Below are 15,235 nucleotides of genomic sequence, written 5' to 3' on the forward strand. Positions count from 1 at the left end.
GAGCAGGAGCGCGGAAAGAGCGCGTCCTGCGCGCGACGGCGCCCAAGGGCGGCATCGCGTAACCTGCGGGCCATTCTAAGAACCCGACCCGGAGACCTCCCGTGAGCGACAACACCGCCCTGCCCCCGGCCCCGGCATCGCTGCCGGCCTACCTGGAACCGCTCGGCCCCGGCCTCTATGCCGTGGACACCGCCTTCCAGCGCGACCACTTCGATGCCGCCTTCCTGGTCGTGGACGGCGGCCGGGCAGCCTTCATCGACACCGGCACGCGCCATGCGCTGCCGCGGCTGCTCGGCGCGCTGGAGGCGCTGGGCCTGCCGCGCGAGGCGGTGGACTGGGTGATCCCGACGCACGTGCACCTGGACCACGCCGGCGGCGTCGGGCCGCTGATGGCGGCGCTGCCGTCGGCCACGATGCTGGTGCACCCACGGGGGCTGCGGCACATGGTCGATCCCTCGGCGCTGTGGGCCGGCGCGCTGGCCGTCTACGGCGAGGAAGAGATGCGCCGCTCCTACGGCGAGCTGGTCGGCGTGCCGGAGTCGCGCGCCCAGGCCAGCAGCGACGAACAGCGCATCGCCGTGGGCGCGCGCACGCTGCGGCTGATCGACACGCCGGGGCATGCGCGGCACCACCACTGCCTGTGGGACGAGGCCAGCGGCGGCTGGTTCACCGGCGACACCTTCGGCCTGTCCTACCGCGAATTCGACGATCCCGAGCGGGGCGCCTGGATCCTGCCGACCAGCACGCCGGTGCAGTTCGAACCCGACGCGCTGCGCGACTCCATCCGCCGGATGATGGCGACGCGGCCGTCACGCATGTACCTGACGCACTACAGCGCCGTCGGCCGCGATGCGGCGGACGTCGAGCGCCTGGCGGCGCTGCTGCTGTCGCAGATCGACGAGATGGTCGCGATCGCGAGCGGCCTGAAGGACGCGCCCGATCGGCATGCCGCGCTCAAGCGCGAACTGCTCGCGATGTTCCAGCGCCGGGTGCGCGAGCACCTCGGCGACCGGATGGCGCCCACGCGCGTGGCCGCGCTGCTGGCGATGGACGTCGAGCTCAACGCCCAGGGACTGGGCGTGTGGCTGGACCGCCTCACGCGTCGAGGTTGAGCTCCTGGATCTTGCGCGTGATGGTGTTGCGGCCGATGCCCAGCTTCTGCGCAGCCTCGATGCGGCGGCCCCGGGTCAGGTCCAGCGCGGTCAGGATCAGGCTGGCCTCGAAGCGGCGGGTCAGCACGTCCCAGACGTTGGGCTCGCCGGCCGCGAGCAGCCGGCGCGCCTCACGCGCCATCTCGGCGATCCAGGCGTCGGGCGACGGCGGGATCGGGACCGCCGGCAAGGGCAGCGGTGCCGCCGCGCCGGCGCCGGTCAGGCCGCTCGCGAGCGGCACCACCTCGGCCGAGAGCCCGCCCGATGGCGCCGCGTGCGCGCCCGGCGCCGCCAGCAGCTCCTGCGGCAGATCCTTGGCCTCGACCACCAGGCTGGGCGCCATCACGCTCAGCCAGTGGCAGATGTTTTCCAGCTGCCGCACGTTGCCCGGGAAATCGAAACCGACCAGGCGCTGCAGCGCCGCCTCGGACAGCCGCTTCGGCTCGACGCCGAGCTCGCCCGCGCTGCGCTGCAGGAAGTAGCGCGCCAGCAGCGGCACGTCCTCGCGGCGCTCGCGCAGCGGTGGCAGCCGCAGGCGGATCACGTTCAGGCGATGGAACAGGTCCTCGCGGAAGCGGCCTTCCTTGACCAGCGTCTCCAGGTTCTGGTGCGTCGCCGCGACGACGCGCACATTGGCCTTCTGCGGGCTGTGGCCGCCGACGCGATAGAACTGGCCGTCGGACAGCACGCGCAGCAATCGCGTCTGCAGGTCCAGCGGCATGTCGCCGATCTCGTCCAGGAACAGCGTGCCGCCTTCGGCCTGCTCGAAGCGGCCTCTGCGCGTCGCCTGCGCGCCGGTGAACGCGCCGCGCTCATGGCCGAAGAGTTCCGACTCCAGCAGGTCCTTGGGGATCGCCGCGGTGTTGATCGCGACGAACGGCCCTTCCGCGCGCGGGCTGTGCTTGTGCAGCGCGCGCGCCACCAGCTCCTTGCCCGAGCCCGACTCGCCGGTGATCAGCACCGTCACATGGCTCTGGCTCAGGCGGCCGATCGCGCGGAAGACATCCTGCATCGCCGGCGCCTGGCCCAGCATCTCGGGCATCTGCACCTGCTCGGCCTCGCCGACCGCCTCGCGCTGGCTCTCCTCCTGCGCGCGCCGGATCAGTTCGACCGCGCGCGGCAGGTCGAAGGGCTTGGGCAGGTATTCGAAGGCCCCGCCCTGGAAGGCGCTGACCGCGCTGTCCAGGTCCGAGTAGGCCGTCATGATGATCACCGGCAGACCCGGCAGCTGCTTCTTGACCGTGGTCAGCAGCTCCAGGCCGGAGCCGCCCGGCATGCGGATGTCCGACACCAGCACTTGCGGCGTGTCGTCCTCCAGCGCCGCCAGCACGTCGCGCGTCTGGCTGAAGCTGCGCACCGGCAGCCCTTCGCGCGTCAGCGCCTTCTCGAGAACAAAACGGATCGAATGGTCGTCGTCAACAATCCAGATCGACTTCATCTATGGCTCCCCTTTTCCCCGTTGTCGACTTGTGGCCGCGGCTCAGGGCAAAGGCAGGGTGATTCGGAAATCGGTCCGGCCCGGCTGGCTGTCGCAGTCGATCATCCCCTGGTGCTGTTGGGCGATCGTCTGCGCCAGCGTCAACCCGAGACCGGAACCGCCATCCCTCCCTGAAACCAGCGGAAAGAAGATGCGGTCCTTGATCTCCTCGGGCACGCCCGGGCCGTTGTCCTCGACATGCAATTCCAATGCCAAGCGCCAGCGCTGCTTGCCGATCGTCACCTGCCGGGCCACCCGCGTGCGCAGGGCGATGACCGCGTCGCCGGCGGCGATGCGCTCGTGCAGCGCCTGCGCCGCGTTCTGGACGATGTTGAGCACCGCCTGGATCAGCTGCTCGCGGTCGCCGCGGAAGTCGGGCAGCGAGATGTCGTAGTCGCGCTGCAGCGTCAGCCCGCGCGGGTACTGCGCCAGCACCAGCGAGCGCACCCGCTCGCAGATCTCGTGGATGTTGACATCGCCCACCACCTGCGCGCGCCGGTGCGGCGCCAGCAGCCGGTCCACCAGCGACTGCAGCCGGTCGGCCTCGTGGATGATGACCTCGGTGTATTCCTCGAGCTCGCCCCACAGGTCGGTGGGCTGCAGCTCCAGCGCCAGCAGCTGCGCCGCGCCGCGGATGCCGCCCAGCGGGTTCTTGATCTCGTGCGCGAGGTTGCGCGTCAGCTCCTTGATCGAGTGGACCTGATCGAGGTTGCGCTCCTCGCGGTCCTGGCGCGTCTGCTGCGCGTTCTCGATCAGCTCGATCACCAGCCGCTGCGGATCGTCCGTCTGGCTGACGATGACGTGCACGGGCAGCAGGTCGTCATGGGTGCGCGGCCCGCGGCGGATGGTCGCGTCGAAGCGCGAGCTGGAGAAGGCGTTGCGGCTGACTTCCTCCAGCGCCTCGACCAGACGGCCGGTGTCGGTGAACCACTCCAGCAGGTTGCTGCCCTGCACCGCGCGGCGCGGCAGGTTGAACAGCGTCTCGACCGCGGTGTTGGCGAACTCGCAGGTGCCGTCGGGACGGACCACGGCGACCAGCGTCGCCAGGAGATCGAAGCACGCGAACGGCTCGTCGGGTGAAACGGGGGTAACGGGTTTGGGATTCATGCGGTGTCGCCCTCGTCGCCGTCGTCGCCAATGACGCGCGACACCGCGGCGGTGCTCCCCGCCGATCCCCGTTCAGAGGTTGGGCGGCGGCAGCTTCGCGAGCTCGCGCTTGATGGCCTGGACGTCGGCCTCCTGGCGCGAGACGGAGGCCTTGAGCTCGGTCGTGCGGTCCAGGTACTTCTGATAGTTGCGCTCGTCGCCACGGCGCTCGGGCTGGCCGTTGTTGTACTCCTGCTGGAGCTTGGCGAGCTTGCCTTCGGCCTCGCGCAGTTCCTGCTCGAGGATGCGGCGGCGATCGTCGTCGCGCACGCGCTGGTTCTTGGCATCGACCTTGAGGTCACCTTGCGTCCCCGAGGCCGACACCGTCGGCGTACGCGGCTTGACCGGCGCGATCACCGAGATCGGCGTGCCCTCGATGCTGCGGCAGCCCTTCTCGGCGGCCTCCTTCGCGGACAGCGCGTCGGTGTACAGCACCGGCGGTCCGGGGCAACGGTACACCACGCCCTGCGCCCCGGCAGGCCCGGCGGCCATGGCCGCCATCGCGACCAGCACCAGCGCCGGCCATTCCCGTCCCACCCGCTTCTTCTGCAGCGTCATCTGCATTCCCTGCTTCCAACTGACCAGAGCCGGGAGGCATTGTGACGCAATCGGTCGCCGATGGGCATGACGCCATGCGGAAGCGCTGTTGCCAGGTGTAGGGCTGTGGAGCGTCGGACACGCCGCGGCAAAGCAAAAGGGACGGCCATGGCCGTCCCTGCGCGCGGTGGCAAGCGTGCGGAGCGGGCCGTGCCTGGGCGGTCATGGCGCGCTCCGCGCTTGCGATCACAGCGAGTAGTACATGTCGAACTCGACCGGGTGGGTGGTCATGCGGAAGCGCTGGACTTCCTGCATCTTCAGCTCGATGTAGGCATCGATGAAGCTGTCGGTGAACACGCCGCCCTTGGTCAGGAACGCGCGGTCCTTGTCCAGATACTCCAGCGCCTGGTCCAGCGAGTGGCAGACGGTCGGGATCTTCGCGTCTTCTTCCGGCGGCAGGTGGTACAGGTCCTTCGTGGCGGCTTCGCCCGGATGGATCTTGTTCTCGACGCCGTCCAGGCCCGCCATCAGCAGCGCGGCGAAGCACAGGTAGGGGTTGGCCGAGGGATCCGGGAAGCGCGCCTCGATGCGGCGGCCCTTCGGGTTGGCGACGTAGGGGATGCGGATCGAGGCCGAGCGGTTCTTGGCCGAGTAGGCCAGCTTCACCGGGGCTTCGAAGCCGGGCACCAGGCGCTTGTACGAGTTGGTGCCGGGGTTGGTGATGGCATTGAGCGCGCGGGCGTGCTTGATGATGCCGCCGATGTAGTACAGCGCGAAGTCGCTCAGGCCCGCGTAGCCGTCGCCGGCGAACAGGTTCTTGCCGTCCTTCCAGACCGACTGGTGCACGTGCATGCCCGAGCCGTTGTCGCCGACGATGGGCTTCGGCATGAAGGTGGCCGTCTTGCCGTAGGCGTGCGCGACGTTCTGGATGATGTACTTCTGCAACTGCAGCCAGTCGGCGCGTTGCACCAGCGAGCTGAACTTGGTGCCGATCTCCATCTGGCCGGCGTTGGCGACCTCGTGGTGGTGGACTTCGACGGGGATGCCCATCTGTTCCAGGATCAGGCACATCTCCGAGCGCATGTCCTGGCCGCTGTCGACCGGGGGCACCGGGAAGTAGCCGCCCTTGACGGTGGGACGGTAGCCGCTGTTGCCGTGCTCGTAGTCCTTGCCGGTGTTCCAGGCGGCTTCTTCCGATTCGATCTTCACGAACGAGCCGGACATGTCCACGTTCCAGCGCACGCTGTCGAAGATGAAGAACTCGGGTTCCGGACCGAAGTAGGCGGTGTCGCCCAGGCCGGAGGACTTCAGGTAGGCCTCGGCGCGACGGGCCAGCGAGCGCGGGTCGCGCTCATAGGCCTTGCCGTCGGTCGGGTCGATGACGTCGCAGGACAGGATCAGCGTCGGCTCTTCGAAGAAGGGGTCGATGTTGGCCGTGTTCGGATCCGGGATCAGCAGCATGTCCGAGGCTTCGATGCCCTTCCAGCCGGCGATCGAGGAGCCGTCGAAGGCATGGCCCGACTGGAACTTGTCCTCGTCGAAATGGGAGACGGGCACGGTCACGTGCTGCTCTTTGCCGCGGGTGTCGGTGAAGCGGAAGTCGACGAACTTGACTTCGTGCTCCTTCACCATGTTCATCACGTCGGCGACGGTCTTGGTGGCCATCAATCACTCCTAGGGGGGCTGGATGAGAAAGAAAGAGTCGTGGGGCTTCGGCCCAGCGCGGACGATTTAGCAGTTTGCATGCCAGCGGATGGCAATCCGGTGACAGCCAGGCGCCAGACCGGTGCATGAGGCGCAAGCCCTTGATGCCGAACGCGCCACCCGAGGGCAATGCCCGTCGTTCAGAGCGCAGCGGCGCCTGGGCGATCTGCGCCTGATCCGGACCGAAGCCCGAATCGGTGCATCATCGCACCAACTCGGTGCTGATGACAGCACCAAATTGGACAACGCCCGCGCGCAGGGCCTCGTAGGCGGCATCCATGGCCGCCGCATCGCCCTTGACGCCCAGTTCGATGTGGCGACCCCACTGCGGGTGATCGACGCTGGGCAGCGAGAACACCTTGATGCCGGGGAAGTCGGATTCGATCCGCTCCATCAGCGGGGTCAGGCTGGCTTCCATCGCGCCCTGGACGATCAGCGAGCGCTCGCGCGTGCCGACCGCGCGGTGCAGCTCGGCATGGCGGTGGTCCAGGACCCACTCGATCATCGGATGGGCCATCACCGGGAAGCCGGGGACGAAGTAGGCCGTGCCGACCGAGAAGCCGGGGATCCTGTTGTACGGATTCGGAATGATGGCCGCGCCTTGCGGGAACACGCCCATCTCCATGCGACGCAGGGTGTCGGGGTGCTCGCGCTCGGGCGTCGTGCCCTGCTCCGCCGCCATCTGCTGGACGCGTTGCCAGATCAGCTCGGCCGCTTCCGGATGCAGCTCGAGCGGCCGCCCCAGCGCCGCGGCGGCGGCCTGACGCGTGTGGTCGTCCGGCGTCGCGCCGATGCCGCCGCAGCTGAAGAAGAGATCGCCGCTGGCGAAGGCGGCCCGGTACTCGCGCACCAGTTGCTCCCGGTCATCGCCCAGGTACTTCGCCCAGGCCAGCGACAGGCCGCGCGCGCCCAGCAACTCGATCACCTTGGACAGGTGCTTGTCCTGGCGCTTCCCGGACAGGATCTCGTCGCCAATGATGAAGAGGCCGATGTTCATGCGGGTTCCTGCGAAAACGTGAGAGCGAAGAAGGCGATGAAGACGAAGGCGATCGCGGCGCTCGCCGCGTCGGCCGGCTTCAGAGCGGCGACGGCCGGTTCTCGATCGCGGGCGGCGGCGTCGGGTCCTCGGCATCCAGGGGCGGCGCCGTCGCATAGTTGGCGGGCAGCGCGTCCATCACCGGATCGGGCGCGCGTTCGGCGCGGGTGTCGGCGCGGCGCATCTCCTGCAGCGCGGCCAGCGCGTAATGCGAGAACCACAGCGAGCTGAAGGCGAACACCAGCGTGTAGAGCCAGACCGACACCAGGATCAGCACCGGCGCGAAGGCGATCGTCAACGCGCCCATCGCCCAGATCGCCGCGGGCGCCGCGCCGAGGTAGCCGGTCGCCAGGCCCAGCAGCAGCAGCGGCAGCCGGTGCTCGGCCAGCAGGCGGCGGCGCTCGGGCGCGGACGCGTGCTCGGCCAGCACGTCGAAGGTGAACACGCGATACCCCAGCCAGCCCCAGATCAGCGGCGGCAGGATCAGCGCCAGCGGCGGGATCAGCCAGAACGGCAGCGACGCCACCAGCAGCACGACGCACAGCAGCGTGTGGCCCAGCGACCAGCTCAGGCTGGCCACGAAGCCGGCGCCGCGCTTGCGCTCCAGCCCCGCGAAACGGCGCTGCGCGACCAGGTCCACCATCGACGGCGTCATCAGCAGCGCCACCAGCAGCAGGCTCAGCACGACCAGCGCCGGCACGGCCATCGCCAGCACGATGATCGGCGCGAGCACCGTGCGGAAGGACGCGGCGCCGAGGCTGTCCAGCCACTTGAGCAGGCCGTCGATCAGGCTCCAGGACTCGAGCGTCGCGCGCACGCCGGCGACGGCGGCTTCCCAGAAGAAGTAGCCGAGCCCGAACGCGAGCGCCGCCGACACGATCAGCGGCAGCAGCGACAGGCCGATCACCCGCGGATGCAGGCAGTACGCGGCCGCCCGCCAGAACGCGTCCGCGATGCGGCTCATCGGCTTGATCATCCCTGGTTCCCTCCAGCCGGCGCCTGGCCGGCGATGTCCATCGTCGCGCCGCCGGGCGGCAGGGCGCCGCCTCCGGGCGCGGCCGCGATCTTGTCACGTCCGGCGAGGCGCTTCAGCCCCAGCCATTGCTGGGCCCAGAAGCCGCGGCCATAGTCGCGGCCGCCCTCTTCCGGCAACTGGTCGCGCACGCCGGTCGGGTCCCAGCGGTCCTCGAAGTTGGCGGTGCGGAACAGCACGTCCCAGATCGGGAACATGACCGCGAAGTTGTGGCCGCCCAGCGTGCCGCGGCCGAAGCCTTCATGGCCGATGCCGATCGAGTGATGCAGGCGGTGGAAACGCGGGCTCACCAGCAGGCGCTCGCCGATCGCGCCGAAGCTCAGCCGCAGGTTGGCATGCTGCAGGTTCTCCAGCAGCTGCGAGATCGCGACCAGCGCGACGAACTGGCCGGGCCCGACGCCGATCAGCACCGCGGTCAGCGCGACCGCGCTGTCGATCAGCAGGTCGTCCAGCAGGTGGTTGCGGCTGTCGCTCCACATCGTCATCTGGCGCTGGCTGTGATGCAGCGCATGCAGCGCCCACCACCAGTGCCACGAATGCTGCGCGCGATGCAGCCAGTACTGCAGCAGGTCGAAGGCCACCAGGTACAGCACGAAGCTGACCCAGGCCTGGTCGGTGACGCCAGGCCAGATCGCGTCGAGCTGGAAGGACGGCAGGCCGAGCATGCGCATCTCGCCGACCAGGCTGTCGACCACCGGATCCAGCGAGAAGAACATCGCCAGCCGGAACACGCCCAGCCGCTGGATCAGCGTGTAGACGATGTCGATGCGGATCGCATGGCGATCGGTGACCGCCTCGGCGGGGCGCCAGCGCTGCAGCGAACCGATCACCGCCAGCATCACGGCGATCTGGACCAGGCCGACCAGCAGCCAGCCGGTCGCGTCGAACGCGTCCTCCAGCAGGTTGCCGTAGCCCAGGTGGAAGACGACCGGTTGAATGACGCTCTCGAACAGCGCCTGCTGCGCCTGTGCGAACAGATCGGTGAGCCAGTCCATCACGCTGTCGGTCCTTCCATGAATCGGTGGATCGCGTCCGTGCCGCCCGCGCGCCTCAGCGCTTCAGGGCGTCCTTCGGCCCCGCGGGCCCGGGGGTGGCCGGCACGGCCGGCAGGCCCGCCGGAACGCCAACCGGCACGCCGCTCGCGGCCGCCTTCGCGACCGCTTCCTGCGGCCGGCGCATCCAGGCGACGTAATCCGGATGATCGCGCAAGGGCGCGAAGCACATGCCCCGGGATTTCAAGCCTTGCAGCAGCGGCTCCAGCACCGCCGGCGCCCACGGGTCCTGGCGCGACCAGATGCCCAGGTGCGCCATCAGGATGTCGCCCGGCTTGACGCGCCGCAGCGCCTGGTCGAGCAGCGCGGGGTTGGGGTACTTGTCGCTGGGCAGTTCGTCGCCGAGGAAGCCGGAGGCGCTCCAGCCCACGTGCCGGAATCCGCAGGCCTGCGCCGCCGCGAGCAGCGCCGGCGAGGTGCGTCCGGCCGGCGCGCGGAAGATCATCGACATCGGCCGGCCGGTCATCTCGAGGAAGCGGCGCGCGGGGCGCTTGAGTTCCTCGCAGTACTCGGCCGCGCTCAGCACGACGTTCTGCGGCACCTGCTCGCCGGCGGCGCGCTTGAAGCGGAACCGGCCGTCGGGCAGGTCCGCCGACCAGGCGTCGTGGTACCAGGTGTGCGAGCCGAAATCATGGCCCTGCGCCGCGAGCTGCTTCCACCACGGCGCCCACTTGTCGTCGAGCGTCTGCCCGCCGTCCATGGTCGGTTCCTGGGCGAGGAAGAAGGTCGCCTTCGCGTCGAAGCGCCGCAGCGTGTCGACGATCAGCGGCGCCACGCCCATGTGGCCGGTGTCGAAGGTGAGGTAGACGGGCTTGTCGCAAGGGACCGGCGCCGGGGCCGAAGCGCCCTGTGGCTGCGCCTGCGCCACCACCGTCAGGCCGAGCGCGAACGCCACGACCGGACGCGCCAGGCGACCAGGGCGCGCCGGACCACACGGGACGAACGGGATCTTCACGGCCAGGGCCCTCGTCAGCCGACGCTCACTGGCGCGGCATCTGGTCGAGCGTCCAGACGCCGTGCGGCGACTTGCCGACCTTGACCTGCTGCAGGATCTGCTTGGTCTGCAGGTCCATCACGGTGAGCTTGCGCGCCCAGCGCGAGGTGAACATCAGCGTGCGGCCGTCGGTCAGGATCTCCATGTCGTCCGGACCGCCGGGCGCCTTGAAGGTGTCGACCACCTTGAAGTCCGCCAGCGCGATCTTGCTGATCGTGTTGGCCGCGCGGTTGCTCACCAGCACATGCTTGCGGTCGCCCAGCGCGCGGAACGAATGCGCGCCGTCGCCGGTCTCGAGCTTCTTGACCAGCCGCGGCTGCGCGCCGCCGACGTCGTAGACCTCGACGCTGCGCTCGCCGGTCAGCGCCACCAGCAGGTACTTGTCGTCGGGCGTCAGGTAGAGGTCGGCCGGCAGCTTGCCGACGGGGATCTTCCAGCGCGGCGCCATCGTGTTCAGGTCGATGGCCAGCAGCTCCGAGCTGTCCTGCAGGCTGGCGTAGACAACGCTGCTCTTCGTGTCGATGGACAGGTGGCTCGGCGTCTTGGGCGCGGAGAAGCGCTTGAACAGCGCCAGCGGCTGCGCCGCGTTCTGCGGCTGCCACTTGTAGATGTCGACGTGATCCAGGCGGTTGCCGGCCAGCACCAGCCACTTCATGTCGGGCGAGAAGCGCAGGTGATAGGGGTCGGGGATGCCGTGGACGGTGCGCTGCACCTCGGCCGTGACCGGGTCCAGGAAGGTCAGCGAGTCGCCCAGCGCGTTGGCCACGACCATGGTCTTGCGGTCGGGCGTCAGGTAGAGGTGGTGCGGCTCCTTGCCGGTCGGAATGCGCTTGACCTGGCGGAAGTCCTTCGGATCGATCACGCTGACGTCGGCGTCCAACGAGTTCAGCACGAAGATGGGACTGCCGGTGGTGGCCAGCGCCGACGGCGCCGCGATCGACGCGCTCAGCGCCACGGCCAGGGCGGCCAGCAGCGGCCGCGCGAGGGAAGACAGCATGGAGATCCTCAACAGGGAGATGCCCGGCGAGCCAGGCGGCACGCAGCCCTCAAGTGTAGGCGGGTTCTCCCTAGGTCCGACCCGGAACAGCGCCGCCAAGGTCCGCCTGATGCGGGTTTCGGGCGGGTTTTGGGGCGGACCTGGGCGTCAGGCAGGCGGCGTCGAAGCGGCGCGTTCACGCGCGGACGCGGCGGGCGTCGGAGCGGGTGGAGCGCACCGCCGCCGTTGCATCCCGTTGCGGAAGACTTGCCGCCAGGGTTGCGGCAAGTCTGCGCATCGCGAACTTCTTGGGCCGGTTACTCGTCGTCGCCGCCGAGCAGGCCGCCCAGCAAGCCACCGGTGGCGAAGCCGCCCAGCATCGAGCCCTCCTCGCGTGCGCCGCCGCGCTGCGGGGCCGCGGCGAAGACGCGCGACGCCAGGCGCGAGAACGGCAGGCTCTGCAGCCAGACTTCGCCCGGGCCGGTCATCTTGGCCAGGAACAGGCCCTCGCCGCCGAACAGGGCGGTCTTGATCTTGCCCACGTACTGGATCTCGAAACTCACGCTCGGCGTGTAGGCGACGACGCAGCCGGTGTCCACCAGCAGCGTCTGGCCCGGTTGCAGCGTGCGACGAACCACGGTTCCGCCCGCATGCACGAACGCCAGCCCATCACCCTCGAGCTTCTGCATGATGAAACCTTCACCACCGAAGAAGCCAGTCGACAGCCGCTGCTGCAACGCGATGCCCAGAGACACGCCGCGAGCCGCGCACAGGAACGCGTCCTTCTGGCAGATCAGCGTGCCGCCGAGCTTGCCCAGCTCCATCGGCAGGATCTTGCCGGGGTACGGCGCCGCGAAGGCGACGCGCTGCTTGCCATGAGCCTGGTTCGTGTAGACCGTGGTGAACAGCGATTCACCGGTCACCAGCCGCTTGCCGGCACCGAGCAACTTTCCGAAGAACCCGCCCTGGTTGGCGGAACCATCGCCGAACACCGTGTCCATGCCGATGCCGGCATCCATGAACATCATGCTGCCGGCCTCGCCGATGGCAGCTTCGCCGGGGTCGAGTTCGACCTCCACGAACTGCATCTCGGCACCCTTGATTTCGTAGTCGACAACGTCCATCGCCATGGTGTTCACCCTCTGTCACATCACAAAGAAACGGGCGCGATATTAACGTTTCGCGGCCTTTCTATACTGCGGTCATGACGCCCATGTCCCCTGACGAAAGCGCACCCCTCACTCCCCTGAAACCCGGCGACAGCTACGTGCAATCCTTCGCGCGCGGCCTGTCGGTGATCCGGACCTTCGACAGCCACCACGCCCGGCAGACCCTGACCGAGGTGGCCAAGCGCTGCGGCCTGACGCGCGCCGGCGCGCGCCGCATCCTGCTGACGCTCCAGACGCTGGGCTACGTCCGTTCCGAGGGGCGGATGTTCGAGTTGACGCCGAAGATCCTGGACCTCGGCTTCGCCTATCTGTCCTCGCAGCCGCTGTGGCGCTTCGCCGAGCCGATCGCGATGCAGCTGGCCAACGACGTGCGGGAATCGGTCTCCATCGCGGTGCTCGACGGCGACGACGCCGTCTTCGTGCTGCGCGTGCCGATGCGCAAGGTGCTGTCGGACCCGATGGGCGTGGGCAGCCGGCTGCCAGCGTGGGCCACGGCGACCGGCCGCGTGCTGCTGGCGGCACTTCCCGTCGAGGAACGCGAAGCCCGCTTGGCGCAGGTGCAGCTGGCGCGTCGCGCGGTCAACACCGTGCGCACGCCGGAGGAACTGCGCGCCGCGGTCGAGCAGGCCCGGCGCCAGCATTGGTGCCTGGTGGACCAGGAGCTCGAGGACGGCGTGCTGACCGTGGCCGCGCCGATCGCCGGCCGCGATGGCAAGGTCGTCGCGGCGATCAACATCAGCACCCATGCGTCGCGGACGCCGCCGCAGGTGCTGCTCGAGCAGGGACTGCCCAAGTTGCAGGCGGCGGCGCAGAGCCTGTCGCAGCTGCTGGTGTTGATGAAGAAGGACTGATCGCTGGGGAGCCTAGTCCGCGGGACTGGGCTCGGTCCCCTTTTCACCCCATGTGCAGGCCGCCGTTGCAGCTGAAGTCCGCCCCGGTGGTGAACCCGGACGACTCGCCCGCCAGCCAGCCGACGATGGAGGCGATCTCATCCGGCTCACCCAGGCGCTTGACCGGGATGCCGGCGACGATCTTCTCCAGCACGTCCGGGCGCACCGCCCTGACCATGTCGGTGCCGATGTAGCCCGGGCTGACCGTGTTCACCGTGACGCCCTTGGCGGCGAGTTCCTGCGCCAGCGCCATCGTGAAGCCATGCATGCCGGCCTTGGCCGCCGAGTAGTTGGTCTGGCCCGCCTGCCCCTTCTCGCCGTTGACCGACGAGATGTTGATGATGCGGCCCCATCCCTTGTCCACCATGCCGGGCACCACCTGCTTGGTGACGTTGAACATGCTGTTCAGGTTGGTGTCGATGACGGTGTCCCACTCGTCGCGGGTCATCTTCAGGAACATGCGGTCCTTGGTCACGCCCGCGTTGTTGACCAGCACATCGATCTTGCCGTGCTCGGCGATCGCGCGGTCGAAGGCCGCGACGGTCGAGTCCCAGTCGGCGACGTTGCCGACCGACGCATGGAAGGTGTAACCCAGCGCGGACTGCTCCGCCAACCACTTGGCATGGTCGCGGCTGGGGCCGCAACCGGCGATGACCTTGAAGCCATCCTTGTGGAGGCGCTGGCAGATGGCGGTGCCGATGCCGCCCATCCCGCCGGTGACGTATGCAACTTTCTGACTCATCTTGCTTGCCTCCTGAGGGGCCCGCCGGGCCACCGCGTCCGCGGCCGGGGTGCCTGGAATGTCGGAACGGATACGACGCGCGAAAGGGAATCCGCGCTCAGCGCTCGACGCACAGGGCCACGCCCATGCCGCCGCCGATGCACAGGCTGGCGATGCCCTTCCTGGCATCGCGCTTGATCATCTCGTGCAGCAGCGTCACCAGGATCCGGGCGCCGGACGCGCCGATCGGATGGCCCAGCGCGATCGCGCCGCCGTTGACGTTGACCTTGCTCAGGTCCCAGCCCATCTCCTGATGGACGGCGCAGGCCTGTGCGGCGAAGGCCTCGTTGATCTCGAGCAGGTCCAGGTCCTTGGCCTGCCAGCCGGCGCGCTCCAGCGCCTTGCGCGACGCCGGCACCGGGCCCATGCCCATGGTCTTGGGATCCACGCCGGCGCTCGCGTAGGACGCGATCCGCGCCAGCGGCGTCAGTCCCAGTGCCTTCGCCTTCGCATCGGTCATCAGCACCAGGCCGGCCGCGCCGTCGTTCAGGCCCGACGCGTTGCCGGCGGTCACCGAGCCCGCCTTGTCGAAGGCCGGCTTCAGGCCCGCGAGCGCCTCGGCGGTCGACTTGCGGTTGATGAACTCGTCCGCCGCGAAGACGACCGGATCGCCCTTCTTCTGCGGAATGGTCACCGGCACGATCTCGGCGGTGAAGCGGCCGGCGTCCTGCGCCGCCGCGGCCTTCTGCTGGCTGGCCAGCGCCAGTTCGTCCTGCTGCGCGCGGCTGACGTGGTACTCCTTGGCCACGTTCTCGGCGGTGATGCCCATGTGGTACTGGTTGTACACATCCCACAGGCCGTCGACGATCATCGTGTCCACGAGCTTCCAGTCGCCCATGCGCTGGCCGTCGCGCGAGCCCGGCAGCACGTGCGGTGCCAGGCTCATGCTCTCCTGGCCGCCGGCGATGACGATCTCGGAGTCGCCGTCGCGGATCGCCTGCGCCGCCAGCATCACGGCCTTCAGGCCGGAGCCGCAGACCTTGTTGATCGTCAGCGCGGGCACGGTGACCGGCAGGCCCGCCTTGATCACCGCCTGGCGCGCGGGGTTCTGGCCCACGCCCGCGGTCAGCACCTGGCCGAGGATGACCTCGTTGATCTGCTCGCCCTGCAGGCCGCTGCGGCGCAGCAGTTCCTGGATCACGATCGCACCCAACTCGCTGGCTGGCGTCTTCGACAGCGTCCCTCCGAACTTGCCGATCGGCGTGCGTGCCGCGGCGACGATGACGATGTCTTGCGGTGAACTCATGACTCGCTCCTCTTTCGAAACTGCTGAACTGCGGATGTCAGCG

Annotated in this window: 14 protein-coding genes; 2 read left to right on the forward strand and 12 right to left on the reverse strand. The window is 69.1% G+C overall.

The genetic code is table 11. From position 1 onward, the window contains the following. Positions 1-101 precede the first annotated feature (101 nt). Positions 102-1,112, forward strand: coding sequence for an MBL fold metallo-hydrolase (locus FHT37_RS11850; RefSeq protein ID WP_310739740.1), 1,011 nt, complete (start codon positions 102-104; stop codon positions 1,110-1,112). On the opposite strand, the gene ntrC is transcribed toward FHT37_RS11850, so the two are convergent. From ntrC to FHT37_RS11900, 10 genes are all read right to left on the reverse strand, one after another. Then, positions 1,096-2,589, reverse strand: coding sequence for a nitrogen regulation protein NR(I) (gene ntrC / locus FHT37_RS11855; RefSeq protein WP_183481023.1), 1,494 nt, complete (start codon positions 2,587-2,589; stop codon positions 1,096-1,098). The two genes, FHT37_RS11850 and ntrC, sit on opposite strands and share 17 nt — an antisense overlap. Before the next feature lie 42 nt (positions 2,590-2,631). Then, entirely contained in the window at positions 2,632-3,735 is a 1,104-nt protein-coding gene (gene glnL / locus FHT37_RS11860) for a nitrogen regulation protein NR(II) (RefSeq protein WP_091734093.1), read from the reverse strand. 72 nt (positions 3,736-3,807) lie between these two features. Beyond that, positions 3,808-4,338, reverse strand: coding sequence for a hypothetical protein (locus tag FHT37_RS11865; RefSeq protein WP_255489544.1), 531 nt, complete (start codon positions 4,336-4,338; stop codon positions 3,808-3,810). Between the two features lie 219 nt (positions 4,339-4,557). Beyond that, positions 4,558-5,976 carry a type I glutamate--ammonia ligase gene (glnA, locus tag FHT37_RS11870; RefSeq protein WP_091734095.1) on the reverse strand — a complete coding sequence of 473 codons (1,419 nt, stop codon included), beginning with the start codon at positions 5,974-5,976 and terminating at the stop codon, positions 4,558-4,560. A gap of 241 nt (positions 5,977-6,217) precedes the next feature. Beyond that, entirely contained in the window at positions 6,218-7,012 is a 795-nt protein-coding gene (locus FHT37_RS11875; RefSeq protein WP_183481026.1) for a molybdopterin-binding protein, read from the reverse strand. A gap of 79 nt (positions 7,013-7,091) precedes the next feature. Beyond that, positions 7,092-8,027, reverse strand: a complete 936-nt coding sequence (locus FHT37_RS11880) for an EI24 domain-containing protein (RefSeq protein ID WP_254783602.1) — start codon at positions 8,025-8,027, stop codon at positions 7,092-7,094. Further along, complete coding sequence (locus FHT37_RS11885) at positions 8,024-9,079, reverse strand: sterol desaturase family protein (RefSeq protein ID WP_183481029.1); 1,056 nt, start codon at positions 9,077-9,079, stop codon at positions 8,024-8,026. The genes FHT37_RS11880 and FHT37_RS11885 overlap by 4 nt, the downstream gene beginning before the upstream one ends. A 55-nt stretch (positions 9,080-9,134) precedes the next feature. Further along, entirely contained in the window at positions 9,135-10,031 is an 897-nt protein-coding gene (locus tag FHT37_RS11890; RefSeq protein ID WP_183481570.1) for a polysaccharide deacetylase family protein, read from the reverse strand. An 85-nt stretch (positions 10,032-10,116) separates the two neighbouring features. Next, entirely contained in the window at positions 10,117-11,127 is a 1,011-nt protein-coding gene (locus FHT37_RS11895; protein WP_141225480.1) for a YncE family protein, read from the reverse strand. 296 nt (positions 11,128-11,423) lie between these two features. After that, positions 11,424-12,236, reverse strand: a complete 813-nt coding sequence (locus FHT37_RS11900; protein WP_147241333.1) for a TIGR00266 family protein — start codon at positions 12,234-12,236, stop codon at positions 11,424-11,426. Between the two features lie 83 nt (positions 12,237-12,319). Here FHT37_RS11900 and FHT37_RS11905 point away from each other — a divergent pair, with 83 nt between their 5' ends. After that, positions 12,320-13,126, forward strand: coding sequence for an IclR family transcriptional regulator C-terminal domain-containing protein (locus tag FHT37_RS11905; protein ID WP_091734193.1), 807 nt, complete (start codon positions 12,320-12,322; stop codon positions 13,124-13,126). A gap of 43 nt (positions 13,127-13,169) precedes the next feature. On the opposite strand, the gene phbB is transcribed toward FHT37_RS11905, so the two are convergent. Together phbB and FHT37_RS11915 are read right to left on the reverse strand one after the other, a co-directional pair. Then, entirely contained in the window at positions 13,170-13,907 is a 738-nt protein-coding gene (gene phbB, locus FHT37_RS11910; protein ID WP_091734104.1) for an acetoacetyl-CoA reductase, read from the reverse strand. A 97-nt stretch (positions 13,908-14,004) separates the two neighbouring features. Beyond that, on the reverse strand, positions 14,005-15,192 hold the full coding sequence (locus tag FHT37_RS11915; RefSeq protein ID WP_091734106.1) for an acetyl-CoA C-acetyltransferase: 1,188 nt from the start codon (positions 15,190-15,192) through the stop codon (positions 14,005-14,007). Positions 15,193-15,235 lie beyond the last annotated feature (43 nt).

This window comes from Mitsuaria sp. BK037 (assembly GCF_014193045.1).
Lineage (GTDB): Bacteria > Pseudomonadota > Gammaproteobacteria > Burkholderiales > Burkholderiaceae_C > Roseateles.